This is a genomic window from Alcaligenes sp. Me129 (assembly GCF_050487245.1).
GTDB classification, from domain to species: Bacteria; Pseudomonadota; Gammaproteobacteria; order Burkholderiales; family Burkholderiaceae_B; genus Alcaligenes; species Alcaligenes phenolicus.
On the sequence record NZ_JBKQGX010000018.1, the window covers coordinates 26,119 to 52,178 of the forward strand.

At 56.0% G+C, this 26,060-nt stretch carries 23 protein-coding genes; 9 read left to right on the top strand and 14 right to left on the bottom strand.

Annotation, left to right across the window (positions count from 1 at the left end):
* Nucleotides 1–399: 399 nt before the first annotated feature.
* From pyrF to ACLPGZ_RS16330, 4 genes are all read right to left on the bottom strand, one after another.
* A complete protein-coding gene (gene pyrF / locus ACLPGZ_RS16315; protein ID WP_026485466.1) occupies nucleotides 400–1,227 on the bottom strand; it encodes an orotidine-5'-phosphate decarboxylase in 828 nt (275 codons plus the stop codon).
* Nucleotides 1,228–1,232: 5 nt separating this feature from the next.
* Nucleotides 1,233–1,616 (bottom strand): diacylglycerol kinase, encoded by a 384-nt coding sequence (locus ACLPGZ_RS16320; protein WP_009454798.1) that lies wholly within the window; start codon nucleotides 1,614–1,616, stop codon nucleotides 1,233–1,235.
* Nucleotides 1,617–1,770: 154 nt separating this feature from the next.
* The gene (gene groL, locus ACLPGZ_RS16325) at nucleotides 1,771–3,417 is read right to left on the bottom strand and encodes a chaperonin GroEL (RefSeq protein ID WP_026485468.1); all 1,647 of its coding nucleotides are present in this window, start codon (nucleotides 3,415–3,417) and stop codon (nucleotides 1,771–1,773) included.
* A 34-nt stretch (nucleotides 3,418–3,451) separates the two neighbouring features.
* The gene (locus tag ACLPGZ_RS16330; protein ID WP_009454802.1) at nucleotides 3,452–3,739 is read right to left on the bottom strand and encodes a co-chaperone GroES; all 288 of its coding nucleotides are present in this window, start codon (nucleotides 3,737–3,739) and stop codon (nucleotides 3,452–3,454) included.
* Between the two features lie 320 nt (nucleotides 3,740–4,059).
* On the opposite strand from ACLPGZ_RS16330, the gene ACLPGZ_RS16335 reads away from it, so the two are divergent.
* Entirely contained in the window at nucleotides 4,060–4,893 is an 834-nt protein-coding gene (locus ACLPGZ_RS16335) for an aminoglycoside phosphotransferase family protein (protein WP_035273360.1), read from the top strand.
* Here ACLPGZ_RS16335 and ACLPGZ_RS16340 read toward each other — a convergent pair.
* The 5 genes from ACLPGZ_RS16340 to ACLPGZ_RS16360 all read right to left on the bottom strand — a co-directional run bounded on the left by ACLPGZ_RS16340 (nucleotide 4,885) and on the right by ACLPGZ_RS16360 (nucleotide 10,019).
* Nucleotides 4,885–5,442: a DUF1697 domain-containing protein gene (locus ACLPGZ_RS16340; RefSeq protein WP_137431231.1), complete on the bottom strand. Its 558-nt coding sequence runs from the start codon at nucleotides 5,440–5,442 to the stop codon at nucleotides 4,885–4,887. The two genes, ACLPGZ_RS16335 and ACLPGZ_RS16340, sit on opposite strands and share 9 nt — an antisense overlap.
* A gap of 339 nt (nucleotides 5,443–5,781) precedes the next feature.
* The gene (gene iaaH, locus ACLPGZ_RS16345) at nucleotides 5,782–7,200 is read right to left on the bottom strand and encodes an indoleacetamide hydrolase (RefSeq protein ID WP_239054598.1); all 1,419 of its coding nucleotides are present in this window, start codon (nucleotides 7,198–7,200) and stop codon (nucleotides 5,782–5,784) included.
* Between the two features lie 122 nt (nucleotides 7,201–7,322).
* Nucleotides 7,323–8,468: a GGDEF domain-containing protein gene (locus ACLPGZ_RS16350; protein ID WP_137431229.1), complete on the bottom strand. Its 1,146-nt coding sequence runs from the start codon at nucleotides 8,466–8,468 to the stop codon at nucleotides 7,323–7,325.
* 132 nt (nucleotides 8,469–8,600) lie between these two features.
* Nucleotides 8,601–8,801, bottom strand: a complete 201-nt coding sequence (locus ACLPGZ_RS16355; protein ID WP_009454811.1) for a hypothetical protein — start codon at nucleotides 8,799–8,801, stop codon at nucleotides 8,601–8,603.
* A gap of 516 nt (nucleotides 8,802–9,317) precedes the next feature.
* Nucleotides 9,318–10,019 carry a pirin family protein gene (locus ACLPGZ_RS16360; protein ID WP_086061432.1) on the bottom strand — a complete coding sequence of 234 codons (702 nt, stop codon included), beginning with the start codon at nucleotides 10,017–10,019 and terminating at the stop codon, nucleotides 9,318–9,320.
* A gap of 97 nt (nucleotides 10,020–10,116) precedes the next feature.
* Between ACLPGZ_RS16360 and ACLPGZ_RS16365 the strand changes: the two genes are divergently transcribed.
* The 4 genes from ACLPGZ_RS16365 to ACLPGZ_RS16380 all read left to right on the top strand — a co-directional run bounded on the left by ACLPGZ_RS16365 (nucleotide 10,117) and on the right by ACLPGZ_RS16380 (nucleotide 13,998).
* Nucleotides 10,117–11,034 (top strand): LysR family transcriptional regulator, encoded by a 918-nt coding sequence (locus ACLPGZ_RS16365; RefSeq protein ID WP_115634352.1) that lies wholly within the window; start codon nucleotides 10,117–10,119, stop codon nucleotides 11,032–11,034.
* A 61-nt stretch (nucleotides 11,035–11,095) separates the two neighbouring features.
* On the top strand, nucleotides 11,096–11,563 hold the full coding sequence (locus tag ACLPGZ_RS16370) for a nuclear transport factor 2 family protein (protein WP_060186612.1): 468 nt from the start codon (nucleotides 11,096–11,098) through the stop codon (nucleotides 11,561–11,563).
* Nucleotides 11,564–11,824: 261 nt separating this feature from the next.
* Nucleotides 11,825–12,811 carry a phosphate acetyltransferase gene (locus tag ACLPGZ_RS16375; protein ID WP_239054596.1) on the top strand — a complete coding sequence of 329 codons (987 nt, stop codon included), beginning with the start codon at nucleotides 11,825–11,827 and terminating at the stop codon, nucleotides 12,809–12,811.
* A complete protein-coding gene (locus ACLPGZ_RS16380) occupies nucleotides 12,811–13,998 on the top strand; it encodes an acetate/propionate family kinase (protein ID WP_239054595.1) in 1,188 nt (395 codons plus the stop codon). Before ACLPGZ_RS16375 ends, ACLPGZ_RS16380 begins: the two co-directional genes overlap by 1 nt.
* 15 nt (nucleotides 13,999–14,013) lie before the next feature.
* Here ACLPGZ_RS16380 and ACLPGZ_RS16385 read toward each other — a convergent pair whose 3' ends face one another.
* The 4 genes from ACLPGZ_RS16385 to ACLPGZ_RS16400 all read right to left on the bottom strand — a co-directional run bounded on the left by ACLPGZ_RS16385 (nucleotide 14,014) and on the right by ACLPGZ_RS16400 (nucleotide 18,051).
* Nucleotides 14,014–15,315 carry a sulfate adenylyltransferase subunit 1 gene (locus ACLPGZ_RS16385; RefSeq protein WP_239054594.1) on the bottom strand — a complete coding sequence of 434 codons (1,302 nt, stop codon included), beginning with the start codon at nucleotides 15,313–15,315 and terminating at the stop codon, nucleotides 14,014–14,016.
* The gene (gene cysD, locus ACLPGZ_RS16390; RefSeq protein WP_009454833.1) at nucleotides 15,315–16,226 is read right to left on the bottom strand and encodes a sulfate adenylyltransferase subunit CysD; all 912 of its coding nucleotides are present in this window, start codon (nucleotides 16,224–16,226) and stop codon (nucleotides 15,315–15,317) included. Before cysD ends, ACLPGZ_RS16385 begins: the two co-directional genes overlap by 1 nt.
* 9 nt (nucleotides 16,227–16,235) lie before the next feature.
* Entirely contained in the window at nucleotides 16,236–16,973 is a 738-nt protein-coding gene (locus tag ACLPGZ_RS16395; RefSeq protein WP_035273336.1) for a phosphoadenylyl-sulfate reductase, read from the bottom strand.
* Between the two features lie 187 nt (nucleotides 16,974–17,160).
* The gene (locus ACLPGZ_RS16400; protein WP_026485485.1) at nucleotides 17,161–18,051 is read right to left on the bottom strand and encodes a DMT family transporter; all 891 of its coding nucleotides are present in this window, start codon (nucleotides 18,049–18,051) and stop codon (nucleotides 17,161–17,163) included.
* 152 nt (nucleotides 18,052–18,203) lie between these two features.
* On the opposite strand from ACLPGZ_RS16400, the gene ACLPGZ_RS16405 reads away from it, so the two are divergent.
* The 3 genes from ACLPGZ_RS16405 (at nucleotide 18,204) to ahpF (ending at nucleotide 22,104) form a co-directional block, all read left to right on the top strand.
* Nucleotides 18,204–19,640 (top strand): aminotransferase-like domain-containing protein, encoded by a 1,437-nt coding sequence (locus ACLPGZ_RS16405; protein ID WP_083054464.1) that lies wholly within the window; start codon nucleotides 18,204–18,206, stop codon nucleotides 19,638–19,640.
* Between the two features lie 191 nt (nucleotides 19,641–19,831).
* Nucleotides 19,832–20,395, top strand: a complete 564-nt coding sequence (ahpC, locus tag ACLPGZ_RS16410; RefSeq protein WP_009454841.1) for an alkyl hydroperoxide reductase subunit C — start codon at nucleotides 19,832–19,834, stop codon at nucleotides 20,393–20,395.
* A 116-nt stretch (nucleotides 20,396–20,511) separates the two neighbouring features.
* Entirely contained in the window at nucleotides 20,512–22,104 is a 1,593-nt protein-coding gene (ahpF, locus tag ACLPGZ_RS16415) for an alkyl hydroperoxide reductase subunit F (RefSeq protein WP_026485487.1), read from the top strand.
* Nucleotides 22,105–23,362: 1,258 nt separating this feature from the next.
* Here ahpF and ACLPGZ_RS16420 read toward each other — a convergent pair.
* Nucleotides 23,363–24,271 carry a LysR family transcriptional regulator gene (locus tag ACLPGZ_RS16420; RefSeq protein ID WP_088452294.1) on the bottom strand — a complete coding sequence of 303 codons (909 nt, stop codon included), beginning with the start codon at nucleotides 24,269–24,271 and terminating at the stop codon, nucleotides 23,363–23,365.
* A gap of 263 nt (nucleotides 24,272–24,534) precedes the next feature.
* Here ACLPGZ_RS16420 and ACLPGZ_RS16425 point away from each other — a divergent pair, with 263 nt between their 5' ends.
* The gene (locus ACLPGZ_RS16425; RefSeq protein WP_026485489.1) at nucleotides 24,535–26,058 is read left to right on the top strand and encodes an acetyl-CoA hydrolase/transferase family protein; all 1,524 of its coding nucleotides are present in this window, start codon (nucleotides 24,535–24,537) and stop codon (nucleotides 26,056–26,058) included.
* The last annotated feature ends 2 nt before the right edge of the window (nucleotides 26,059–26,060 follow it).

Genomic DNA, 26,060 nt, shown 5'->3' on the forward strand with positions numbered 1-26,060 from the left:
CCAAACCAGAATTTGAACCAGTGTCAGAGTCGAGGCGCAGGCCTAGTTTAGCGTTTGGACTTGTGGCAGAAGTAGTGTCTGATTGACACCGCCCCTGCTACCTGAAATACAGGTCAGACCCTGGCCTAGGCCTCGTGACTCAGTAGGGGGGAAGCTGCTCCCACGCTTAAGGCTCAACTGAGCCTGAGCGGGTCCTATCGGTCATAGCTTAATAAATAAGAAGCCCCACTCACTTTGGTTTGAATCCAAGTGAGTGGGGCTTTCTTGTATCTACACTAATTGCTGTCGCTGTCGCTGTCGCTGTCGCTGTCGCTGTCGCTGTCGCTGTCGCTGCCGCTGTCGCTACAAGCTTGGACTCTGTATCCCCGGTCTGTTTTCAAACCGGGGAAGGGCAGTCAATTAGCGCTGCTTGTTTCGCGCATCATTAATCGCATTGCGTGTAGCAATCGCTGCAGCTTGTGCCGCATCACGCCAGTCATCGCCTCGGCTGGCGTACAGAATGGCACGCGAAGAGTTGATCATCATGCCGTTACCTTGCGAGTCCATACCAGCAGCAACGGTGGCGACCACATCGCCACCTTGTGCGCCAATGCCGGGCACCAGCAAAGGCATATCGCCAATACGGGCACGTACCTTGCCAATTTCCTCGGGGAAGGTTGCGCCCACCACCAAAGCACATTGGCCGTTTGTATTCCATTTCTCTGCCACCAGGCTGGCTACGTGCAGGTACAACGGGGTACCGTCGGCCATCTCCATGAATTGCAGGTCCGAGCCACCAGGGTTGGAGGTGCGGCACAGCACGATCACGCCCTTGTCCTTGTGCTCCAGGTACGGCTCTACCGAGTCAAAGCCCATGTAGGGGCTGACGGTGACGGCGTCTGCGCGGTAGCGCTCAAAGGCTTCGCGTGCGTACTGCTCGGCTGTCGAACCCACGTCGCCACGCTTGGCATCCAGAACGATGGGCAGGTGAGGGTAGCGGCTGCGAATGTAGTCGCACAGGTCTTGCAACTGATCCTCGGCACCCTGAGCGGCAAAGTAGGCAATCTGTGGTTTGATGCCGCAGGTGTAGTCGGCGGTGACGTCCACAATCGCTTTGCAGAACTCATAAATCGCGCCGGGTTTGCTGGCCAGCTCCAAAGGCAGGCGGGCAGGGTCTGGGTCCAGACCCACCATCAGCATGGATTGGTTATCCGTCCAAGCACGGTTCAGTTTTTCTATGAATGTCATGGGAATCAGGAAAGTAAACGGCTATACAAAAAGCTGAGCCAGACGGCACCAGCAAAAATAAGGGACAGCAGCACGGCAGCACTGGCCAGATCCTTGGCCCGCCCGATCAAGGGGTGGTGCTCCAGGGTAATCGTGTCGGCCAGGGCCTCCAGGGCCGAGTTCAGCAGCTCCACCACCAGCACAAAAACCAGTGTGCCCAGCAGGACCAGAATCTCTGCCGGGGTTTGCCCCAGCCAGAATGCCAGTGGCGTCAGGATGACAGCCAGCGCCAGTTCCTGGCGAAAGGCAGCTTCATGGCGCAGGGCAGCGGCCAGGCCCTGGCTGGAGTAGCGCAGGGCATTGAACAGGCGGCCAACACCGCCTTTGCTTTTGAATGGAGAGTCTGACATGAAGGACGCTGCAGATTGAAGTGCCCTGATTATAGGGGTTTGCTTGGGCGAAAAAAAACCGGATGGAAAAATCCATCCGGTTTTTGTACTAAAAGCGTGGCGATCAGGGCAGAAGTGATCAATTTCCGCCCGGATCGGGGTGCTGATAAGTGGCTTAGAAGCCGCCCATACCACCCATACCACCCATGCCACCCATGTCAGGCATGGCTGGAGCAGGTTTGTCTTCCACGATTTCGGTCACGGCCACTTCGGTGGTCAGCAACAGGCTGGCGATCGAAGCTGCGTTTTGCAGGGCAGTGCGAGTCACCTTGGTTGGGTCCAGAACGCCTTGCTCGACCAGGTCACCGTATTCGCCAGTAGCAGCGTTGTAACCGTAGGTGCCGGTGCCGCTGGCCACTTGGTTAACAACCACGCTGGCTTCTTCGCCGGCGTTGGAAACGATGGTGCGCAAAGGAGCTTCGATAGCACGCAGGATCAGCTTGATACCGGCGTCTTGGTCGGTGTTGTCGCCTTTCAGTTGGGCAACAGCTGCGCGGGCACGAATCAGTGCAACGCCACCGCCAGGAACGATACCTTCTTCGACGGCTGCGCGAGTAGCGTGCAGGGCGTCTTCAACGCGGGCTTTCTTCTCTTTCATTTCGACTTCGGTGGCAGCGCCAACGCGAATCACGGCAACACCGCCAGCCAGCTTGGCCACGCGCTCTTGCAGTTTTTCACGGTCGTAGTCGGAAGTGGACTCGTCGATCTGAACGCGGATTTGTTTCACGCGAGCTTCGATGTCGGTGCCGTTGCCAGCGCCGTCGATGATCGTGGTGTTTTCTTTGGCCACTTCAATGCGCTTGGCCTGACCCAGGTCGTCCAGAGTCGCTTTTTCCAGGGACATACCGGTTTCTTCGGAGATCACGGTACCGCCAGTCAGGATAGCGATGTCTTCCAGCATGGCTTTGCGACGATCGCCAAAGCCAGGAGCTTTAACGGCGGTAGTCTTCAGAATGCCACGGATGTTGTTCACAACCAGAGTAGCCAGGGCTTCGCCTTCCACGTCTTCAGCAACGATCAGCAAAGGACGGCTGGTCTTGGCAACTTGCTCCAGTACGGGCAGCAGGTCACGGATGTTGGAGATTTTCTTGTCGAAAATCAGAACAAACGGATCGTCCAGAACAGCAACTTGCTTGTCAGCGTTGTTGATGAAGTAAGGGGACAGGTAGCCGCGGTCAAACTGCATACCTTCGACCACGTCCAGTTCGTTTTCCAGGGATTTGCCGTCTTCAACGGTAATCACGCCTTCTTTGCCCACTTTGTCCATGGCATTGGCGATGATCTCACCAATGGAGTGGTCGCTGTTGGCGGAAATGGAACCGACCTGAGCAATTTCTTTGCTGGTGGTGCAAGGACGGGACAGTTGACGCAGTTCATCAACCACAACGCCAACGGCCTTGTCGATACCGCGCTTCAGGTCCATTGGGTTGATGCCAGCGGCAACAAACTTCAGGCCTTCTTCAACGATGGCTTGAGCCAGAACAGTAGCGGTAGTGGTACCGTCACCGGCGTTGTCGGAAGTTTTGGAAGCAACTTCTTTAACCAGTTGAGCACCGATGTTCTCGAACTTGTCTTTCAGTTCGATTTCTTTGGCAACGGACACACCGTCTTTAGTAACGGTAGGAGCGCCGAAAGAGCGGTCCAGAACAACGTTACGGCCTTTGGGGCCCATGGTGGTCTTAACAGCGTTGGCCAGAACGTTGACGCCGCGCACGATGCGGGTACGTGCGTCGTCGCCGAAGTAAACTTGTTTTGCGGTCATGGTTTGAATCCTATTGAATTTTCGTTGGCGGTACTTATTCGATCACGGCGAAGATTTCTTCTTCGCGGATCACCAGCAGCTCTTCGCCGTCGATCTTGACGGCCTGGCCGGAGTATTTGCCAAACAGAACTTTGTCGCCGACCTTCAGATCCAGCGCCAGAACCTTGCCGTCCTCGGTTTTCTTACCGGGGCCAACGGCCAGGATTTCGCCTTGATCGGGCTTTTCAGTCGCGCTCTCGGGGATAACGATACCGGAAGCGGTGGTGCGTTCGTTGTCCAGACGCTTGACGATCACACGATCGTTCAAAGGACGCAGTGCCATGGAGAAACTCCTGTTTAAAGATGACTTTAGTTGTTGGTCCGATTGTGGGGGCGAGGCGTTTTAGCACTCAACCCCTTCGAGTGCTAATTATAGGGACGACTTTTCTAATTTCAAGAGCACCAGGGTCAGGCTGTTACATATTTGTCCTGGGGCGTGAAGTAGGGGGGAGGGAAACGCCGGATTCTGGTGCGTGTCTGGACTTGGACTCACATTAATAAGGCAAGCTCAGTTAAGCTGGGCGCTTTCGATCATGAGCGGTCGGGCATGATCGAACGCCAGGCTTTCTTTTGCCTAAAGAGATTTCCACGAAAACCAGCGCAATGTCCAACTTCAACCTATTCAATGTCTTTCTCCAACGCTGGGGGGCGCAGGCCGCTGGCAAGCCTTTCAGCACGGCGACCAGCGATCTGATGCCCGTGCGGCTGACCGGGAAGTTGGAGGGGCAGCCGGCGATGATCAAAATCACACGAGATCTTGATGAGCGCATCGGTGGCCAAGTGCTGCAATGGTGGGCTGGTGATGGCGCGGCGCATGTATATGCGCTGGACCCAGACTCTGGAGCGTTGCTGATGGAGCGTGCAACGGGCTCCAGGGATCTATTGCGCATGGCTTTAGAAGGGGAAGATGATGCAGCGACGACCTGTATCTGCCGTGCCCTTGAGCAATTGCATTCAAACCGACCTTCGGCCCCACCTGACAATTTGCGCCCCCTGAGCGATTTTTTTGAATCGCTGGCACCGATGGCGCAGCAAGAGGGCGGTTTGATGGCCGAATGCGCACTAGTGGCCAATGAGCTGCTGCGAGATCAGCGTGATCAGGTCGTTCTGCACGGGGATGCGCACCATAGCAACATTCTTGATTTCGATCAGCGTGGATGGCTGGCAATAGATCCCAAGCGCGTCACTGGTGAGCGCTATTACGACTATGTAAATGTGCTGTGCAACCCTGATCTTAAAACGAGCACCGATCCAGCGCGCTTTGCACGGCAGTTGTCGGTAGTCATCGAGGTTGCAGGGCTGGAGCGTCAACGCTTGCTCAGATGGGTCATGGCGCATGCGGCCTTGTCAGCTGCCTGGTTTCTGGAGGATGGATTGCGCACCGAGGCCAATAAAGAGTTGGCCGTTGCGGCGCTGGCTCGACGGGCCTTAGCTTGAGGGGTTCATCACTATTTCATTACCCGTACTCAAGGCGATCAGCTTGCTCATGGTGTTGAAGTTGCGTGTCGTCGCAACGACCTTGAGCTTTCTCTCGATGAAATTATTGTTGGCTTTCAGGTCTCGATACCGGGTCGCGCACACAATATAGGCGATGTCATCAATGACGCGGACCTGATCCGGTGCGTGCTCCAGGGCGTGGAAGGCATGCAGCAAGACGCTATCTGCTGGGGAGCGCAGCAGGGTGAAATATAGCTGGCTGGGGCTTTCGTCCTTGAAAGGATTGTTCGCCATCACCCGCATGAAATAAGTCGGTGTTCGGGCGATAACCTGAATATCTCCGCCCAGCTTGTTCTTGATAGTGTGGTGAACCAGTTGCTCCAACTCCGGCTGTTCCAGCTCTGTGGACACAATCACATTGCCGCTTTGTATATAAGTCCGGACCTCTTTCAGACCCGCTGCTTCCAGGGCTGCGCGTAGTGGTGCCATCAAGACCTTGTTCTTGCCGGTGGGCATGAGGCCGCGCAATAAAAGAATCTGTGTATTCATGGTGTGTGCTGGCCGTGAAGTTGGGGTGTTGCCGTGCAGGCGGGAGTTTCAGTACGCCATTTTATGCTGTGTTAAAAAACAGTAGTGAGTTTAGTTTTCAAGGCTCGTCAGTCTGCACTGTGTGAGCATCACGGCTGGTTGGTGCAGATGTGGCGTCGGCGGTTTGGCGGTAATACGGACCCGGGCGCATGACGCCTTCGTGAGGAGCCTCATCAAAAAAACAGGCCGATTTCCCTAGGAATTCGGCCTGTTTCTTGTTGGGCTGATGGCATTTGGATGTGGCGAGTTATTCAGCCTGGTGCAGTAGCCTGCAGATTGCTTAATCCGTCTTTACGTCATTTAAGCCCGTTTGCCCAAATCCGGTGCCGGTGTCGTTGGCAGCAAAGGATCAATCGCACGGCACAGAGCCAGCAGCTGATCATCTGCACCGATACCCGCTTCAATCAGCATCCCCACTGGCAGACCACCTGACAGACCGATAGGCAGTGAGATGCCCGGTGCGCCCAGGTTCGAACCCAAGTCGGTACGAGAGATGTAAGTGTTGAAGGTAGGTACTGCCTTGCCGTTCATCATGGTGGTTTCATCATCGCCAATCGGGCAGGCGGTCAGCGGGCTGGTCGGGAAGATCAAGCCACTGACATTGGACTGGCGCAGCAGGTCTGCATAGGCCTGTTGCATCAGGGGGCGGTCTACATTCAGCGCTTCTTCGTAGGCTTCCTGGCTGATGGTGTAGTCGCCCGTAATGGCGTCGAAAATCTCTTTCACATCGGGGCTGTGAATGCCAGCAATCAACTCGTCCAAGCTAATGTCGTACTTGTTTTCGGCCAGGTACAAAGGCAGGTTCTGCAAGGTTTCATACAGCACAATCGGCATGCCGACGCGGGCATTGATCTTCAGAACCGGAGACAGGTCTACATCGACCAGCGTGACACCGGCTTTTTGCAAATCATCCAGAAACGCCAGGGTCACGTCGGCCACACCGGCATCCATATCCTTCCAGAAGCTGTCACGGGGTACGCCCAGACGCAGCTCCTTCAAGGAAGGAGTGGCAATCACAGTGGGGGCCTTCTGGCAGAGCAGGCTGTCCAGCAAGCTGATGTCAGCCAGACTGCGAGTCATGGGGCCTGCTGTATCGCGGGTAGGGGACAAGGGCACAATGCCCTGGCCTGAATAACGGCCCACTGTAGGACGGAAACCGTACAGGCCGCAAAGCGCGGCAGGTAAACGCACCGAAGCGCCCGTATCCGTGCCCAAGCCAGCTGGAAACTGACGAGCTGCCACAACCGTTGCAGTGCCACCGGAAGAGCCGCCGGGAATACGACTTGGATCATAAGGGTTGCGACTGGGGCCCGTAGTGGCGTTATTGGTCGTAATCCCAAAAGCCAGTTCGTGCATCACGGACTTGGCGGGCAGCACGGCACCGGCCTTGCGCAATTGTGCGACTACATCTGCATCTTTCAGCGGCACGCGACCTTGCAGGGCGCCGGTGCTGGACGTGGTGGGCATGTCCGTGGTGTTCAGGTTGTCTTTCATCACCAAAGGCACACCGTCCAGCGCCGAGGCTTCGCCACGGGCGCGGCGTGCGTCAGACTGATCGGCCTGCTGGTAAAACAGCTCTGAATCCAAATGTGCCAGACCGCCCAAATGGGCCATTTCTTGTGATTGTTTGAGCAGCTCGTCGGCAATCTCTCGGGCGCTGAACTGGTTTTTTTCCAGACCTGCCAGCAGTTCGCTGGCGCTAAGTTCGGTAAGTGACATGGAGTCTCCTGGGGAGGCGTGAACGCCCCCGGCTTTTGCTGTGATAGTCCTATCAATCAGCCTCTAACGGGGCTGTCTTGAAAAAAGAGACTGTAAGGGTATCAGCAAGCAGGAGGAATAACTCAGGACGCCTTCCAAACGACCTTGTTGCGGCCAGCATGCTTGGCTTCGTACAAAAGCCGGTCAGCTTGCTCAATGGCCTGGTTGATGTCGCCATTGCTGTTTAGCTGAACCACACCGAAACTGGCCGTCAGCGTATGCGCCGTGGCCGGGATATGCAGATTCATCACACTGCTGCGCAAACGCTCGGCAACCAGCACGGCGGTATGCAAGCTGGTGCTGCGTATCAGCAAGACAAACTCCTCGCCCCCAAAGCGGGCTGCCAAATCGTCCTGGCGAACCGTGCGAGCCAGTAAGGCCCCGAACTCCTTCAAGGCCCGATCGCCCGCCACATGGCCCCAGGTGTCATTGACCATCTTGAAGTGGTCCAGATCGCAGGTCATGACCGCCCAGCCGCTATGTCCATACAGCTCCAGCCGTTTTTTGACCTGCTCGAAAAAAGCACGACGGTTCAACAAACGGGTCAAAGGGTCCCGGCTGCGCTCATGATCCAGCGTCTGCACAATCGACATGGCTGTACTGGTCAAAATAGCCAGCGCGACCCAAATGCTGATGAACATATTGGTCGCCAGCATCAAGAGCCAAAAACCGGAGCGGGTCAGCTCTGGCTGCATCTCGCGAGGGATCAGTGTGGCCAGCGCAAATACACGAACAAAGGCATAAAGCAAGGCTGTCAGGTAAGAGGCCCGCAACAGCGTTGCTAAAGGAATCGTGCGTGACCTGCCGGACAAGATCGACTTGATGGGCAAAGCAACCAAAAAGGCCAGGCCCCAGTTCAGAATTTGTAAACGCAGCCAGAGATCATCATCAATCTGGGAAAAATAAAAAAGCAGCCCCAGCGTGACGAGGACGATTGCTCCAGCCAATCTGGGATGAGCACGTCCGCCAAAACGTAAAGCGACCCCATGAGACAAAGCCCAGACACCATATAAATACATAGCCGACAAGGGCAGAGTCCAGCGGGCGAGTTGCTCATTGGGCATCAGGCTATGGATCCCCATAGGAATAGCCGTGGAGATATACCCCGAGGCAATCCAGAGCAGGTAACGGTGATCGCGTAGACGGCTCCAGCAGTAAATCATCGCGATGCCCAGCAATGCCGCGCAGGCAGGGACGATCAGAACGAAATACTGGTTGGGAGAGGACACGGTGTGTTCGCGTGCATTAAGAAGAGTTGAAAACTGGCGTTACAACAATTGTAACGATATTGTTGCAGGGCAGACGCTTATCGATTGAGAACAAACAGTTTAATCAGAGAAAAGAAGAAGTTTTGATCTGCTTTATGAGCCGGTTTCCGTTAAGGGAAGGCTGCGCAGAATGAGAAGGACAGACAAGGGGAAGGATTGTTTACCTAAGCTAAACAAAAAATCAGGAATACTTTTCAAAACCACACCGAAAACAGACAGTTGAGACAGCCCACCTCCAACTGTATTTTTCATGGCAGGAAATTGAGCCACGAAAAATACCCCTGAATCCATCATCAATTAGCTCATAGGGCGGCATCACAGTTACGTTTCGCCCTTAAATTGCTCATGATGCCAGCCACTTGGAGCCCTGCCTGGGTGTCGGGGCGATTCAGAGTACTTGCCGCGGTCAGGAGATAGCGTAGGGATGCAAGCGCCCTGTTGTTTGACCGGGGCGCTTGTGGTTCGTCCGGGGGACGAACCACCCCGGGAGTTCAGGGTGCGCCCGTAGCTATCTCCTGACAAGGGCACCGGTGCGCAGCACCGGCAAGTGCTCAGCCCGGACACCCAGGCAGGGCTCCAAGTGGCGTCTTTCTGCCAAGGTGGAGTACTGAACAAACAACATTACGCCAGCAAACGGCAAGGCAACCCAAGCGTTCTATTGGGTTGTTTAATTTCCGAGCTGACATATGACCTTAAAAAGACATATATCTTCTCTTACCTGCGTTTATTTTCAGAGCACCAGAACAGCAAAAAGAAGCGGGGGGAGCGCTCAAACGGCCCCCCCCCATCTTCAAAACAGCCCTTCCGCAATTACTGCGCCGTCTCAACCAGCACCAGCTCCGCATCCTCCAGCGCCTGAATTTCCAGCGTCGTTTCATTGCGAATCGCCGCCCCATCACGGGCATTCAACTCCAGACCATTTACCGAAACCCGCCCTGTGGCAGGCACCAGATAAGCCAGATGCTCGGCAGGCAAAGACAGAGTCGTGCTTTGACCTTTCTTCAAGGTCGCTCCCAGCACACGGGCCTGGGCACGAATCGGCAAAGCCTCTGCGTCACCTTCAAAACCACTGGCCAGGGCCACAAATTGCCCCGAACGCTCATCCTTGGGGAAAGGCTTGGCACCCCAGGCAGGTGGCAAACCACGACGCTCTGGCTGAATCCAGATCTGGAAGATCCGTGTCGTCCCGCTTTCCAGGTTGTACTCCGCATGGCGAATACCCGTGCCGGCACTCATCACCTGCACATCACCGGCTTCAGTACGACCCTTATTGCCCAAACTGTCCTGGTGGCTGATCGCCCCTTCACGCACATACGTAATGATCTCCATATCGGCATGATCGTGAGGTGGAAATCCGGTGTTGGACGCAATCGTGTCGTCATTCCAGACACGCAGGGCACCCCAGCTCATGCGAGCGGGATCGTAGTAATTAGCAAAAGAAAAATGGTGCTTGGCGTCCAGCCAGCCGTGGTTGGCGCCGCCCAGTTCATTAAAAGGCCGATGTTCAATCATGATGCGCTCCTTAATATTGGATACTAAAAAGAATTCTAGGCGTCTTGCTGATTGAATAAAATAGAATCAATAGCATAGAATTCATTCCAAAAACGACATGAAAACATTACCGGATCTACAGGCCTGGGCCATCTTTGCCACTGTGGCGGAAACCGGCTCCTTTGCCCAGGCAGCCGAAGTTCTGGGCCTGTCACAACCTACTGTCTCCAAGGCAATCACCCGGCTGGAAAAACAGCTGCATGTGTCCCTGTTCCACCGTACCTCCCGACGCCTGTCCCTGACAGAAACCGGGCAGGCCAGCCTGGAACAGGCCCAAGCCGTTCTAGCTGCCGGACAAAACGCGGAAGCCCTGGCACGCGACCAGAAAGAAAGCCTGCAGGGACGTATCAAGATTGCTGCCCCCATGTCCTTCGGGCTGGAGCATCTGGCCCCTTTGCTGCCCGCCTTCATGGAAAAGCACCCGGCCGTGCTGCTGGATCTGCACTTTAACGACGCTCAGGTCAACATCGTGGAACAAGGTTTCGACATGGCCTTGCGTATCTCGACCATGGATGATTCCAGCCTTCTGGTGCGCCGTCTGTGCAATTTGCGCCTGCGGCTGGTTGCCGCCCCCAGTTACCTGGCCAAGTACGGCAGACCCTCACACCCCAGCGACCTGGCTCAGCACATGAGCCTGCGCTACGCCTACGAGCGACGCGGCAGTGTCTGGCGCTTTCAGCAAGGGCAGGAGTATTACTCCCAAACCGTGCCCTGCGCTTTGCAAGTCAACAATGCCCAGGCCTTGATCCCACCCTTGCTTCAGGGCCTGGGGCTTAGCGTGCTGCCTCAATTCCTGCTGGGCGATATGGTCGAGCAAGGCCAGTTGGAAATCGTGTTACCGCAATGGGATTTGCCCAGCCTGACCTTGCATCTGCTGACGCCTCCGGGCCGCTCGCGCTCGGCTCGTGTGCAAGCTTTTATCGATTTTCTGGTCGCGGGATTTGAACAGGCCGCCTGGGCCGATACCGGCCAGTAAGAGACTGCTTACGTTTTGCCGCTAGACTGTCTGGTCCACTCTTGTTTTCTAGGAGATCACTATGGATACACGTCCTCCCTTGCCACCTTTCGATCTGGAGAGTGCCCGCCAGAAAGTGCGTGCCGCCGAGGATGCCTGGAATAGTCGTGACCCGGTCAAGGTTTCGCAGGCATATACCGTGGATACGCGCTGGCGCAATCGCAGCGAGTTTCCGCAGGGGCGAGATCAGGTTCAATCTTTTTTAGAACGCAAATGGCAAAAAGAGCGTGAATACCGCTTGATTAAAGAAATCTGGGCCTGGCATGAAAATAGAATTGCCGTGCGCTTTGCTTATGAATGGCAAGATGAATACGGTCAGTGGTGGCGCAGTTACGGAAATGAAAATTGGGAATTTGACGAGCATGGCTATATGGCGGTGCGCCATGCCAGCATTAATGATGTGGCAATTACAGAATCCGAACGCAAGTTCCGTTGGCCTTTGGGGCGGCGCCCCGATGAGCATCCGGGTTTGAGTGATCTTGGCCTTTAATTAGACCTAGGTGGCCGATCCTGGATACGCTCAGATTGCGGTGGTTCGGGACGAATACGCCACCACGGAAATAAAAATCCGGTTTGCACTTGGCTAAACCGGATTTTTTTTAATATTTAATCTTTATGCTTCATTCTTCATGGTCTGGAAAGAATAAAGGGCGAAATATTGAAGTTTCCCTGTTCGCAATCAAAGACACACGCTTGGATAAATGGTTTAGTGTTGGGTTAGCCTTCGTTCATCTCCAAGGAGTCTTCTATCATGAATCACCCTGCTGGCCCGGATACGGCCGCCGTGGATCGCACTGGGCCTTCCAGTCATTATTCCCGATTGATCGAGCAAGCTCGCAAAGAGCACAGTCGAATTTGTGTGGTGGCTCATCCCTGCGATGATGTGTCCCTTGGAGCCGCCTTGCAGGCACGGGCCCAAGGCCTGTTCGAGATCGTGCTGGTTGGCCCGCAGGCCCGTTTGCATTCCGTAGCGGCAGAGCATGGTTTAAGCCTGGAAGGGGTCACCTTGATTGATACCCTCCACAGCCATGCCTCGGCAGAGCGAGCCGTAGAGGAAGTGCTGGCCGGCCGTGCCCAGTTGCTGATGAAAGGCAGCCTGCATACGGATGAACTGATTCAGGCCGTGCTGTGCACCCAGGGCAAGGGCTTGCGGACTGGTCGCCGTTTGAGCCATGTTTTCATCATGGATGTGCCCAGCTATCCGGAGCCCTTGTTTGTGACGGACGGTGCCATCAATATTTTCCCCGATCTGAGCACCAAGGCGGATATTGTGCAAAACGCCATTGATCTGCACCACGGCCTGGGCTTGGGCAAACCGTTGGTCGCCATCCTGTCTGCGGTCGAGCAAGTGACCGAAAAAATCCCGACCACGCTGGAAGCGGCGGCCTTGTGCAAGATGGCTGATCGCGGCCAGATTACGGGCGGTGTGCTGGACGGCCCCTTGGCGCTGGATAACGCTATCAGCCCCGAGGCGGCGCGCATCAAAGGAATTGTGTCGCCCGTTGCGGGCAAGGCGCAGATTCTGGTGGCCCCCGATCTGGAGGCCGGCAATATGCTGGCCAAAAACCTGACCTTCCTGTCCGGCGCCCAGGCTGCCGGTATCGTGATGGGGGCTCGTGTGCCTATCATTCTGACCAGCCGAGCCGATAGCGCCCAGACCCGCATGGCCTCTTGCGCCGTTGCCAGCCTTTACGCGGGCTATCTGGAACGTAAAGTTGCTGTGGAGGCTGCGCACTAATGAGCGAGCAGATTCTGGTCATTAACGCAGGCAGTTCCAGCCTGAAGTTTCATATGTACAAGGTCCAGCCGGGCGACCATCTGGATTTTGAGTTTGGCGGTCAGGTTTCGGGCATTGGCAGTAGCCAGCCAGCCTTCAAAGTTAAAGATGCCCAGGGCCAATCCATGGTCAAGCAGGATCTGGATGGCGAGCAGGCCAAGGACCTGCATACAGCGCAGGCTTTGGTGGCGCGCTGGCTGCTGGTGCATGTGGATGGTCGGCCTATTGCCGTTGGCCACCGTATTGTGCACGGGGGCGCCCGCTACGACAGCAGCGTACCCTTGACCCCGCAGGTGCTGGAGTATCTGGACAGCCTGTCACCCTTGGCACCACTGCATCAGCAGAACAATCTGGCTCCTGTTCGCGTGATCTTCGAGCACTACCCGGAAATCTTCCAGGTAGCGTGTCTGGATACGGCCTTCCATCAAGGACATGCCCCGCATTTGCAGCATTTTGCATTGCCTGGTCGGTTCTTTGAACAGGGCGTGCGCCGCTACGGTTTCCACGGCCTGTCCTATCACTATATTTCCCAGCACCTGCGTCGCGAAATTCCCGAACTGGCTGACGGGCGCGTCGTCGTTGCCCATCTGGGTTCAGGTGCATCGGCTTGCGCCTTGAAAGAAGGCCGCAGCGTTCATACCACCATGGGCTTTACGGCGCTGGACGGCTTGCCTATGGGGACTCGTCCGGGGCGTCTGGATGCCGGTGTCGTGCTGTGGATGCTGGAGCAGGGCATGGAGCACGATGAGATCCAGTCCGTGCTCTACACCCAATCCGGCCTGAAAGGCTTGTCCGGCGATCAAGCGGATATGCGAGCGCTGGAAGCTTCCGATGATCCTCGTGCCAAGCTGGCGGTGCAGTACTTCTGCTATCACACGGCAGAGAATCTGGCGGGTTTGTGCGTTGCCTTGAAGGGGCTGGACACCTTGGTCTTCACGGCGGGGATTGGCGAGCACAGCCCGTCTATTCGGGCAGGCATCGCCAGGCACCTGGAGTGGATGGGAGTGGAGATTGATCCGGCTCGTAATCAGGCAGGGGAAACCGTGATTTCTACCGACAGCAGTGCCGTGCGTGTATTGGTGATTCCAACCAACGAGGAACTGATCATTGCTGAACAGTCCCTCGCCTTGGTGCGTGCCAAACAGTAGGCCCGCTACACGTTTTTAGGCGGTTTTTTGAACCAGACCGGCAGCCACGGTCTGGTTCGTACTGGGGTCGATCAAGATAAAGGAGCCCGTGCTGGAGTGATCCTGATAATCGTCCAGCACCAGCGGGTCACGGCTGACCAGACTGACACGACCAATATCATTCAGGGATAAGCTGCCAGTGGCTTGCTGCTCTTGCAAACTATGCACATCGCGCAAGGCATGAACGGTTTGCACCTTGGCTTGGGTCAGGCGTGTGCCTTGTTTTAACCAGTAAGAGCGGGTGGTGTTCAAGGCCTGCTCGTCCAGCCAGCACAGCTGCGCATCAAAGTGTTTGCTGGTGCTTACTTCTTCATGGGCCAGTGTCAGCAAATCGCCCCGTGAAATGTCCAGTTCACGATCCAGCACTACAGTCACGGCGTCCCCGTCGCTGACAGAAGTTTGTTCTGTGCCCGCGCGAAACAGCTGTGTGATCACCGCCGTTTTTCCGCTAGGCCATACCTGAACGCTATCGCCCACCTGGATGCGGCCGCCACTGAGCTGACCGGCGTAGCCACGGAAGCCATCAGCACGGCTGCCGCCATGCCGCGCCACCCATTGCACAAATAGACGGGCAGGGCGCTGAATGTTCTCGCGCAGATCCAGCGATTCCAGTAAAGGCAACAGCGGCAAGCCTTGATACCAAGGCGTGTGTGGCGAAGCCTGGGTGATGTTCTCGCCCTTCAGTGCCGAGAGTGGAATGATATGAAAGTGTTCAATCCCCAGCTGGGTAGCCAGTTGGCGATAGGCTTCATGGATGCGGTCGAACACGGCTTGGTCCCAATCGACCAGGTCCATCTTGTTCACTGCCACCACGATATGGCGTAGGCCCAGCAGCTTGGCAACGGTGCTGTGGCGCTTGGTCTGGGTCAGCAGTTCACCGTCCTTGGCGCGGTGCGCATCAATCAGAATGATGGCGGCCTGGGCGGTGGAGGCGCCCGTAATCATGTTGCGGGTGTACTGCTCGTGACCGGGGGTATCGGCCACGATGAATTTGCGTTTGGGGGTCGCGAAGTAGCGATAGGCCACGTCAATCGTGATGCCTTGTTCGCGCTCGGCTTCCAGGCCGTCGGTCAGCAGGGCCAGATCGGGTTCGGCGTCCTCGCCACGCTTGTATTTGGAGCGCTGGATGGCCGCAATCTGGTCGGCAAACACGCCCTGGCTGTCTACCAGCAAGCGGCCAATCAAGGTGGATTTTCCGTCGTCCACGGAGCCAGCGGTAATCAGGCGTAGCACGCCTTGATCGGCAGCCTGCAGCCAGGCGTCATTGACTGTGTTCATTAGAAATATCCTTGTTTCTTGCGGTGTTCCATGGAGGCTTCGGACGTCTGGTCATCCATGCGGGTCGCACCACGCTCGGTAATGGTGGCCAAGGCGGTCTCAGCAATAATGTCTTGCACCGACGCGGCAGTAGAGAGCACCGGGCAGGTGCAGGAAATATCGCCTACGGTGCGGAAACGCACATCGCGCCATTCAGAGGTTTCCCCATCCAGCAGGGGAGTCAATGGCGTGATGGGTACGATCAGTCCCTGACGCTCCACCACTTCGCGCGAGTGGGTGTAGTAGATGGATGGCAGATCAATGGCCTCACGCTGGATGTATTGCCACACGTCCAGCTCGGTCCAGTTGGAAATCGGGAAGACGCGCAGGTTCTCGCCCTTGTGAATACGGGTATTGAACAAGTGCCACAGCTCGGGGCGTTGCGCTTTGGGGTCCCATTGGCCGAATTCGTCGCGAAAAGACACGATACGTTCTTTGGCGCGGGCTTTTTCTTCATCACGGCGGGCGCCACCGAAACAGGCATCAAAGCCAAACTCGGCAATCGCTTCCAGCAAGGTGACGGCTTGGGCACCGTTGCGGCTGGCGGTTTCATTGCGCAGCACCACGGTGCCGCGCGCGATGGAATCCTCCACGCTGCGCACAATCAGTTCGGCGTTCAGCTCGGCGGCGCGGCGATCCCGAAATTCGATCACTTCCGGGTAGTTGTGGCCGGTGTCCACATGCATCAAGGGAAACGGCAGCGGGCCGGGCGCAAAGGCTTTCTGGGCCAATTGCAGCAGCACAGCGGAGTCCTTGCCGCCGGAGAACAGCAGCACGGGTTTTTCAGCTTCAGCCGCGATTTCACGCAGAATAAAAATGGCCTCGGCTTCCAGCCAGTCCAGATGAGTACGGGTAGAGAGTGGTTCGCCCATGGGGTTCCTTCAGGTGTTGACACTGCTATTCAGATTGCTGGCATGCAGGCCGCATTCCAGGCTGTCGCGCTGTTCCCACCACCAGCGCCCGGCGCGCACGTCCTCACCGGGGCGAATGGCGCGCGTACAGGGCTCGCAACCTATGGAGGGGTAGCCCTGGTCGTGCAGCGGGTTGTAGGGGATGCTCAAGCCACGGATCACGGCCCAGACATCGTCCTGAGTCCATTCGATCAAGGGATTGAATTTCTGCAGCCCAAAGACGCTGTCGTATTCCTTGCTGGACAGTTCGGTGCGGCTGGCTGTTTGTTCGCGGCGCTGACCGGTAATCCAGGCTGATCGGCCTTGCAAGGCACGACGCAGTGGCTCCACCTTACGGATCGCGCAGCATTCTTTGCGCAGCTCCACGCTTTCGTAAAAAGCATGTGTGCCATGCGCGCTGACGTGTTCCTGCACCCGGTCCGGATCCGGGTGAAAAAACAGGATGGGGCGTTCGTAGTGCTGCTGGATGTCCCGCCCCAGCTGCAAGGTCTCTTCGTGCAGACGACCAGTATCCAGGGTGACAGTTTGCAACTCGGGGGTGTAGATGGACATGGCGTGAAACAGCACCATGTCTTCCGCAGCCAGAGAACTGGCCAGAACGGCATCCGTGTGTTCGCGCGCGATGTATTGCAGATCGTCGCGCAGCTGTTTCCACAGCATCAGTGGCCGGGCGCTCAGGGCAAGCGCGGCAGGGGCTTGGGCGGGCATGATCAGATGTCCTTGCGGCAATACCAGTACCGGCCCTGCTCAAAACGGAGTCACGTGGGCCGCGCTATCGCCTTTACATGGTTCATGAAGTGATGAGCCAGTGTGCTTGCGCGAGCCCTCGCTGGGAACGAAGTATTAGTTAGGTGAATATGCCCTTGCTGTATTTAGCCGCCTTGTCATTGTGTTTTCAGGCCCGTCGGCTGGCGGCAATAATGGCGATGATGACGATGCAGGACAGCCAGGTCAGCAAGTCCACTTGCTCGCTTAACCATACTGCCGAAATCAGCACGGTCAGGAAGGGTTGGGCCAGTTGTACCTGACCAATACGGGCCACACCACCCATGGCCATGGCCTTGTACCAGGGGAAGAAACCCAGCAAGGAAGAGAACAGGGCCAGGTAGAGCAGAGCCATGACAGATTGGGAAGAGGGCATTTCTGTCATGGGAAAAGTCAGCCACAGGGTGGCAGGAATGGTCAGCGGCAAGCTGGCTGCCAGGCACCAGCAGATGGTGCGCCAGCCACCCAGGGTACGGGCAACACGCCCCCCTTCGGCATAGCCTACGCCAGACATGAATACCGCCAGAGCCAACCAGATATCGCCGGTTTGCAGGGCGCCTTCACCGATATAGAAAGCGTAGAGCAGCACCAGTACGGCACCCAGCAGGCTCAGCATCCAGAAGCGGCGGCTCAAGGGTTCACCGCTGCGGGCGGAGGCAACAATGGCGGTGGCCAAAGGAATCAGCCCGCTCAATACGGCCCCGTGCGAGGAAGGCACGGTCTGCATGGCAATCGAGGAAAACACGGGCCAGCCTACGATCACACCTGTACAGGACAGTGCAATCCCGCGCCATTCCGACGCAGTGGGGCGACGGCTGCGGGTTGCCAGCAAGATGATGGCCGCAAACACCCCCGCGATACTGGCTCGTGCCATTCCGACCAGCCAAGGGTCAAAGCTTTGCACCGCCAGCCGTGTCATGGGCAAGGTGAAGGCAAAGACGGTAACCCCGATAAAAGCGTAGAGATAGATCAGCAATGCTGGGGCGGTACTGGGCATGGGAAGACTGGTGCTGCGGCTCATGAAAATCACCACGGATGAGAAATAGGTTTATCACAGCTTTGAGCTTAAAATAAATAAACAATACAGTTGCGATACAGTTCATCAATCAGTCGGTCAAGCTGTACTGGTCAAACTTCCGCTACAGTTGGTTTTCTCGCTTGGAGCTCAGCATCATGGAATGGTTGGATTGGCAGCCCGTGCGCGGTTCGGACGTGACACTTAGCGATCAACTGGTCGCCTGGGTGCAGCAGGCCCTGCATTTGCGGTATCGGGGCGGCAGTCGCTTACCCTCTGTGCGCCGGTTGGCGCAGTCTGCCGGGGTCAGTACGCATACTGTTGTGGCCGCGTACGACAAGTTGATGGCCTTGGGCTTGGTGGAGTCCCGGCCCGGTTCCGGTTTCTTTGTGCGGGTGCGCAGCCCTCGACGCCTGCGTTCCGAATCCCTGCATGTAGAAAAGAATGAGCCGCGCAAAATAGATGTGAACTGGATGTTGAACAGTTTCATGGGGCATAGCGACAGCGCGGGCATTCCCAGTCAGTGGCTGGATAACGAGATGATTCTGGCGGCCTTGCGGCAGGTCAGCCGTAGCGCCGGCTCCAACTTGCTGGGCTATGGGCATTCGCATGGCTACCGGCCCTTGCGTCAGCACATTGCGGGACAGCTGGAAGATAGCGGCATACAGGCAGATCCTGATACGCAGCTTTTATTGTGCAGTGGTGTTACGCAGGCGTTGGATTTGCTTCTGCGCCATTGGTTACGGCCTGGTGATGCGGTTGTTGTGGAAGATCCGGCCTGGTATCTCTTGTTTGCTCGCCTGGCGGTGGTGGATGTGCGAGTGCTGAGTGTGCCACGCCGCGCAGATGGCCCGGACCTGGCGGTACTGGAGCAGCTGGCGCGCGAGCATCGTCCACGTCTGGTTATTTTGAATACCGTGGTGCATAACCCCACCGGCTTTAGTTTGAGTCCGGCGGTGGCGCACAGCATTTTGACTTTAGCCCAGACCTGGGACTTTCACATTATTGAAGACGATACCTATAGCGAGCTGCACGCCAATCCTGCCTGCCGTCTAGCGCAATTGGATCAACTGAACCGGGTGACATTGGTGGGGGGCTATTCCAAAGTCATGGCAGCTGGTTTGCGGGTGGCGTATATGGCAGCAGCTCCCGAACTCCTGCAGTCTTTGGTGAATCTGAAAATGCTGGCAGGGCTGACGTCACCGGAGCTAGGTGAGCGGGTCATTCACCGGGTGCTGGTAGATGGACCCTATCGCAAACACCTGGAGCGGTTGCGCCGTCACGCCAACGCCGACAGGCATAAAACCCTGGAGCAATTGGCGCATGTAGGCCTGGCGCCGGACGCACCACCCCAGGCGGGCATGTTTGTCTGGGTGGATACGGGTGTGGATACGGAAAGTCTGGTGCGTGCTTTGGGGCGACCAGGGCATTTATTGGTGCCGGGGGCCTTGTTTTCCCCGCAACAGCAACCATCTACATATATGCGTATTAATGTTTCTTTAGGCGACGATGCGCAGTTTTGGCAGGATTTTGCCCGTTGTTTGTTCAACGCCAAGCAGTCCTCCAGCCCCGTGCCCAGCGAAGTAGCCTTATAGCTTGAACGCTGATAGTTGCACTGTCATCTAGCTCTGTTAGCATAAGTCTGTGCGACGCATAGAAAGAAGTTTTTATGCGACGCGCGATAGCTAATAGCAATGAACGTTATTGCATTAATCAATTTTACTAATCGGCAGTGGCTTCCTATAATGGCTTTACTGTCAATGATTAATCACTCACCGGAGCAAATATGTCTTTGATCAACACCGTCATCAAACCTTTTAAAGCACAAGCTTTTCACAACGGCAAATTTATCGAAGTCAGCAACGAAACCGTTGCCGGTAAGTGGGCTGTTTTCGTTTTCTACCCAGCCGACTTCACGTTTGTTTGCCCAACCGAACTGGAAGACCTGGCTGACCACTACGCCGAATTCCAGAAAATGGGCGTAGAAATTTACTCGGTGTCCACCGACACTCACTTTGCTCACAAAGCATGGCACGACACTTCGGAAGCCATCAGCAAAGTTAACTACCCAATGATCGGTGACCCAACTCATCAGCTGTCGCGCAACTTTGATGTGCTGATCGAAGAGGAAGGTATCGCTCTGCGCGGTACGTTCGTGGTGAACCCAGAAGGCGAAATCAAGGTCCTGGAAATCCACGACAACGGTATCGGCCGTGTGGCTTCCGAACTGCTGCGCAAAGTTAAAGCTGCTCAGTACATCGCCGCTCACCCCGGTGAAGTTTGCCCAGCTAAATGGGAAGAAGGCGCCAAGACGCTGACTCCTTCCCTGGATCTGGTTGGCAAGATCTAAGACCTTTTAAACACGGGTCTTTAGCGGTGGTCGGCGCGCTGCGCCGCCACCCCGGTGCCTGACCGGTTCAGGCACCTCAAGTTGTTTCGTTCAGTACAGGATAAAGGGCGTTTCACATGTTAGATGCAAACATCAAAACTCAATTGAAGGCATACCTCGAGAAGATCACGCAACCGATCGAGATCGTTGCGACGCTGGATACTGGCGCCAAGTCCGTCGAGCTGCGCGAACTGTTGCAAGAAATTGATGGTCTGTCCGACAAGACCAGCTATCGCGAAGATGCGGATGCGCAAGAGCGCAAGCCTTCCTTCCAAATTAACCGTCCCGGTACCGACATTAGCGTGAGCTTTGCGGGTATCCCGATGGGACACGAATTTACCTCTTTGATCCTGGCCCTGCTGCAAGTGGGTGGCCACGAGATCAAACTGGATGCCGCTGTGATTGAGCAGATCCGTAATCTGCCCGGCGACTTTGTTTTTGAAACGTATTTCTCGCTGTCGTGCCAGAACTGTCCTGACGTGGTGCAGGCCTTGAACGCCATGTCCGTGATCAACCCACGTATCAAGCACGTGGCGATTGACGGTGCCCTGTTCCAGGACGAGGTTCAGCAGCGCAACATCATGTCGGTTCCGGCCGTGTTCTTGAATGGCGAAATGTTCCATCAAGGCCGTGCCAGTGCTGAAGAGTTGCTGGCCAAACTGGATACGGGCGATAACTCGGCTCGTGCCGAAGCCTTGAACGCCAAGGACGAGTTTGATGTGCTGATTGTGGGTGGTGGTCCTGCAGGTGCTGCCGCTGCTGTGTACGCCGCTCGCAAGGGTATTCGTACGGGTGTATTGGCCGAGCGTTTTGGTGGTCAGGTTCTGGACACCATGTCGATCGAGAACTACATCTCGGTGGTCGAGACCAATGGTCCTGCGTTTGCAACGGCGCTGGAGCAGCACGTCAAAGCCTACGATGTGGACATCATGAATCTGCATCGTGCCCAAGGCATCCGCCGTGAAGGCAAGCAGGTCATTGTGGATGTGGATGGCGGTGCTCAGCTCAAGGCCAAGTCCGTGATTCTGGCTACTGGTGCCCGCTGGCGCGAACTGAATGTGCCTGGTGAGCAGGATTACCGTAACCGTGGTGTGGCGTACTGCCCGCACTGTGATGGTCCTTTGTTCAAGGGCAAGGATGTGGCGGTGGTTGGCGGTGGTAACTCCGGCGTTGAGGCGGCAATTGACCTGGCTGGTTTGGTCAAGCATGTTACCTTGATCGAGTTCGGTGATGCCTTGCGTGCTGACCAGGTCTTGCAGACCAAGCTGCGCAGCTTGCCTAACGTGACGATCATCATGCAGGCTCAGACCACTGAAGTTCTGGGTGATGGCACCAAGGTGGTGGGTCTGAATTACCTGGACCGTGCTACTCAGGAAGCCAAGAGCCTGAAGCTGGATGGTGTATTTGTTCAGATCGGTCTGGTGCCCAACACGGAATGGTTGAAGGGCAGCGATGTGGGGCTGTCGCGTCATGGCGAGATCGAGGTTGATGCTCGCGGTGCGACTTCGCTGGCTGGTGTGTTTGCAGCGGGTGACGTAACGACCGTTCCTTTCAAGCAGATCGTGATTGCTGCTGGTGAAGGTGCCAAGGCTGCGTTGAGCGCTTTTGATTACCTGATCCGTAGTTCGGCTGAAGTTGAAGAGCCGGTTGCAGAGAAAGTGACTGCTTAATTATTTCTGATTGTTGGACCTGGCTGTTCAAGAGGGCCACCCTGTTTGGGGTGGCTCTTTTTTTGTCTGTGGGTGGGGTGACAAATAGTTGTTGTGTATCAGGAGTGCTTCAGCATAGATCCTGTCCTTTGAGAAAAGTCGTCTCAGGAAAGACGCCGCTCAAGCCGTCTGCCCCTGCCTCGGGGCTTGACTACTTGCCGGTGCTGCGCACCGGTACCCTTGTCTGTTCTGGAAGCCGGGCGCCCTGTGAACTCCCGGGGTACTTGGTCCCCCGGACCAAGTACAAGCGTCCCGCTCGAACAACACAGGGCTTGCATCCCGGATTCCAGAACAGCCCGCGGCAAGCAGTCTGAATCGCCCCGAGGCAGGGGCAGACGGCTTGAGCGGCTCAGTGCATGAGATGGCGCGATTTTTCAGTCGTTCCATGTACGAGAAATTGGCAGGAATGTGGAACAAAAGAGGTGTTTGATTTCCTACGTTCCATGTGGAGACAACTGGCGGTTTGTGATGTGTTCTGAGCAGATGGTCATGAGCCTGCCAACTAGCTGTTGATGGACGCTAAATTGGCGGGGTTTCTTGTTTTCTGTTGGTCTACCTACCTACCTACCTACCTGTCTGCTTGTCTATTTGGCTGTCTGTCCATTTATTTCTTCGTGTTTACTTGTCAGTCGATCTGCTTGTCTGGCAACTAAGCACCTACCCGCCCACATGTTTTTTGATGCAGTGGCAAATCATGATCATCTTGCTCTAATTTGAATGTGCTGATGCTGATTTGTGATTCAGCTCTACATGTAAATACTTCCTCACTGCATACACCGTCTCAGGCTTAGAAGTTGGCTTGATGCTTGCTGACGCTATAAACCACTGCTGCGGCCTGCGGGGGCGCGGGGCGATTCAGACTACTTGCCGCGGGCAGAAAGACAGGACGGGATGCAAGCATTCTGCTGTTTGAGCGCGACGCTTATAGCTCGTCCGGGGGACGAGCTATCGCGCGAGTTCAGAATGCGCCCGTCCTGTCTTTCTGACAAGGGTACCGACGCGCAGCGTCGGCAAGTGGTCAAGCCCGGCGCCCCCGCAGGCCGCAGCAGTGGTGCTTTACAGAGATTGCCTATGCATTAATCCAGGCTCTTCCAAACCGAAGCGACGTCACATAAGAAAGACATGCTCCTGCATGTACATAGCAATTCAATGCGATTGGGCCGGCCTTGGCCTAGTGTCGAGTACACGATGAGTATTCAAGGGCTAATAAATAGTCCTGCTATAAATCCCCTTCAAGCTCAGGCCAGTTCCCGCCCAATACATCCGCACAGACCTGCAGCCATGCTCTGGCCGCCTGCGACAGATACCGCCCATTCCACAGTAGCGCCACTTCCCAGTTCAATGCCGGTTCCACCACTTCTTTGGCAATCCAATCCCCCGGTTCCAGCCGAGAAAGAAACGGCTGGGGCAACAAAGCGACTCCCATTCCCGCCTGTGCCATGGAAGCCACCCAATCCCATTGATTGCTCTGGGCAGCAATATTCGCCCGCAAGCCCGCGTGGGCGAAAGCACGTCGCAACATACGGGTCAGGGCATAGTCTTCGCCCAGGAATATCAAAGGATGTTTCTCCAACTCCCGTAGCTTGATCTTCTTTTGTGCACCGGCCAGCGTATCTTTATGGCCAATCGCCCAAACCGCATGCTTGGCCACGGGGGTAGCCGATACATTCAGCTCCGGCCCCAAAGGCAGAATACTCAGCCCCATTTCAACCGTGCCCGCCGCAACCATGCGCTCAATCCCCATGCCGGTTTCTTCATGCAGAATCAACTCGATCTGCGGATGCCGGTTTTTGAAGGTCTTGAGCACTTCCGTAAACAGCACATTAATCATGGGCGGAATACCCAGATCCAGGCGGCCGCGTTGCAAGGCCTGAACTTCGTGAACCTCTCGCAGCAAGCCCTGCATGCTCTGCAGAACTTCCTGCCCCCGCTCCAGCACCACCTTGCCACAATCAGTCAGCTGTAATTGACGGTGATCACGAATCAGCAGGGGCTCGCCCAGCTCATCTTCCAGCTGCTTCACCATCTTGCTGATGGTCGATTGCGTCACGTTCAGGCTCTGCGCAGCTTGCGTAAAGCTTTGATGTTTAACGGTTTCAATGAAGTATCGCAAGGATCGGATGTCCATGATTGGCAGGCCTTTTGTTTATGACTTTTACGACTTCTTGGTAGTTGTTTTATTCATTATGGCGATGCTATGCTGGCTTTGTTCAAAAAACATAAACACCTGTTGTCAGGGCGATTTCGGCTTTTTATCTCCGGCTTGTACAGCCCCTATTTTTAAAGCGCGATGTCGTTCTGTTGCGTGAAGATTTCGCCTGGCGCTTTCGGCCCTGGCTCCTTCCGAAAGCAACAACAGGTAGATCAATGACACAGAGACAGGAGCACACGATGTTCAAGGATCGCATTCGTTCCCCCGAATTGGAAGGCAAAGTCATGACCGCTCAGGAGGCAGTCGCCTTCTTCAAAGACGGGATGAATGTCGGCATGAGCGGTTTCACCCGCGCTGGGGACTGTAAGGTCATGCCTCGTGCCTTGGCCGAGCGCGCCCAGACCGAGCAATTAAAACTGAATGTGGTTACCGGCGCTTCGCTGGGTAATGATAGCGACGGCATGATGGCCGAGGCCGGTGTTCTGGCTCGCCGCTCGCCGTTTCAAGTGGACTCGGTGCTACGCCGTCATATCAATGAAGGCAAGGTCCTGTTTACCGATCAGCACTTGTCCCTGACGGTGGAGCACATGCGTTCGGGCAACCTGCCTGCCATCGACATCGCTGTCATTGAAGCGGTTGCCATTACAGAAACCGGTGCAATTGTGCCGACGACGTCGGTGGGCAACTCGGCCAGCTTTGCCCAGCAAGCCAAACAAATCATTGTTGAGCTGAACCTGAGCATGCCAGTGGAAATGGAAGGCTTGCACGATATCTATGTGCCCGAGGCTCGCCCCAACCGTCAGCCTATTGAACTGACGGATGTGGACCAGCGTATTGGCACCACCGCCATTCAGGTGGATCCTTCCCGCATCGTGGGTATTGTGGTGACCGACGCTTTGGACAGCCCCTCCAGCGTGCTGCCACCTGATGAAGAAACCCAGGCAATTGCCGGTCACATTATTGAATTCCTGAAAGGCGAAGTAGACGCTGGCCGTATGAGCCACTCCTTGCTGCCCTTGCAGGTGGGCATCGGCACGATTGCCAATGCCGTGACTTACGGCCTGCTGGATTCTCCCTTCACCGACCTGAAGATGTACTCGGAAGTCTTGCAGGACAGCGCGATTGCCATGCTGGACTCCGGCCAGCTGAGCTTTGCCTCGGCTTCGTCCTTGACTCTGTCTGCTCCCAAGATGGCGCAGTTCCTGGAAGGCCTGGAAAACTACCGCGACAAGCTGGTGCTGCGTCCACAGGAAATCAGTAATCACCCAGAATTGGTGCGTCGCTTGGGCATTATTGCGATCAACACCGCCCTGGAATTTGATATCTACGGCAACGTGAACTCCACGCACGTCTGTGGCACCCATATGATGAATGGCATTGGCGGTTCCGGCGACTTCGCCCGTAATGCGCACCTGTCCATTTTTGTCAGCAAGTCCGTCGCCAAGGATGGCGCCATCTCCAGCGTGGTGCCTATGGCATCGCACGTCGACCATTGCGAGCACGATGTGGCCGTGCTGGTTTCCGAATGGGGCCTGGCTGATTTGCGCGGTTTGGCTCCTCGTGAACGTGCCCGCGTCATCATCGAAAAATGTGCCCACCCCGACTACCGTCCTGCTTTGCTGGACTATCTTGAGCGCGCCAACCAACGTGGTGGCCACACGCCCCACATCCTGGAAGAGGCCTTGTCCTGGCACGTTCGTTTCCAGCAAGAAGGCACCATGAAACAGGAGCAGTTCCAGACCCAGGAACTTGCGACTGCGTAGTC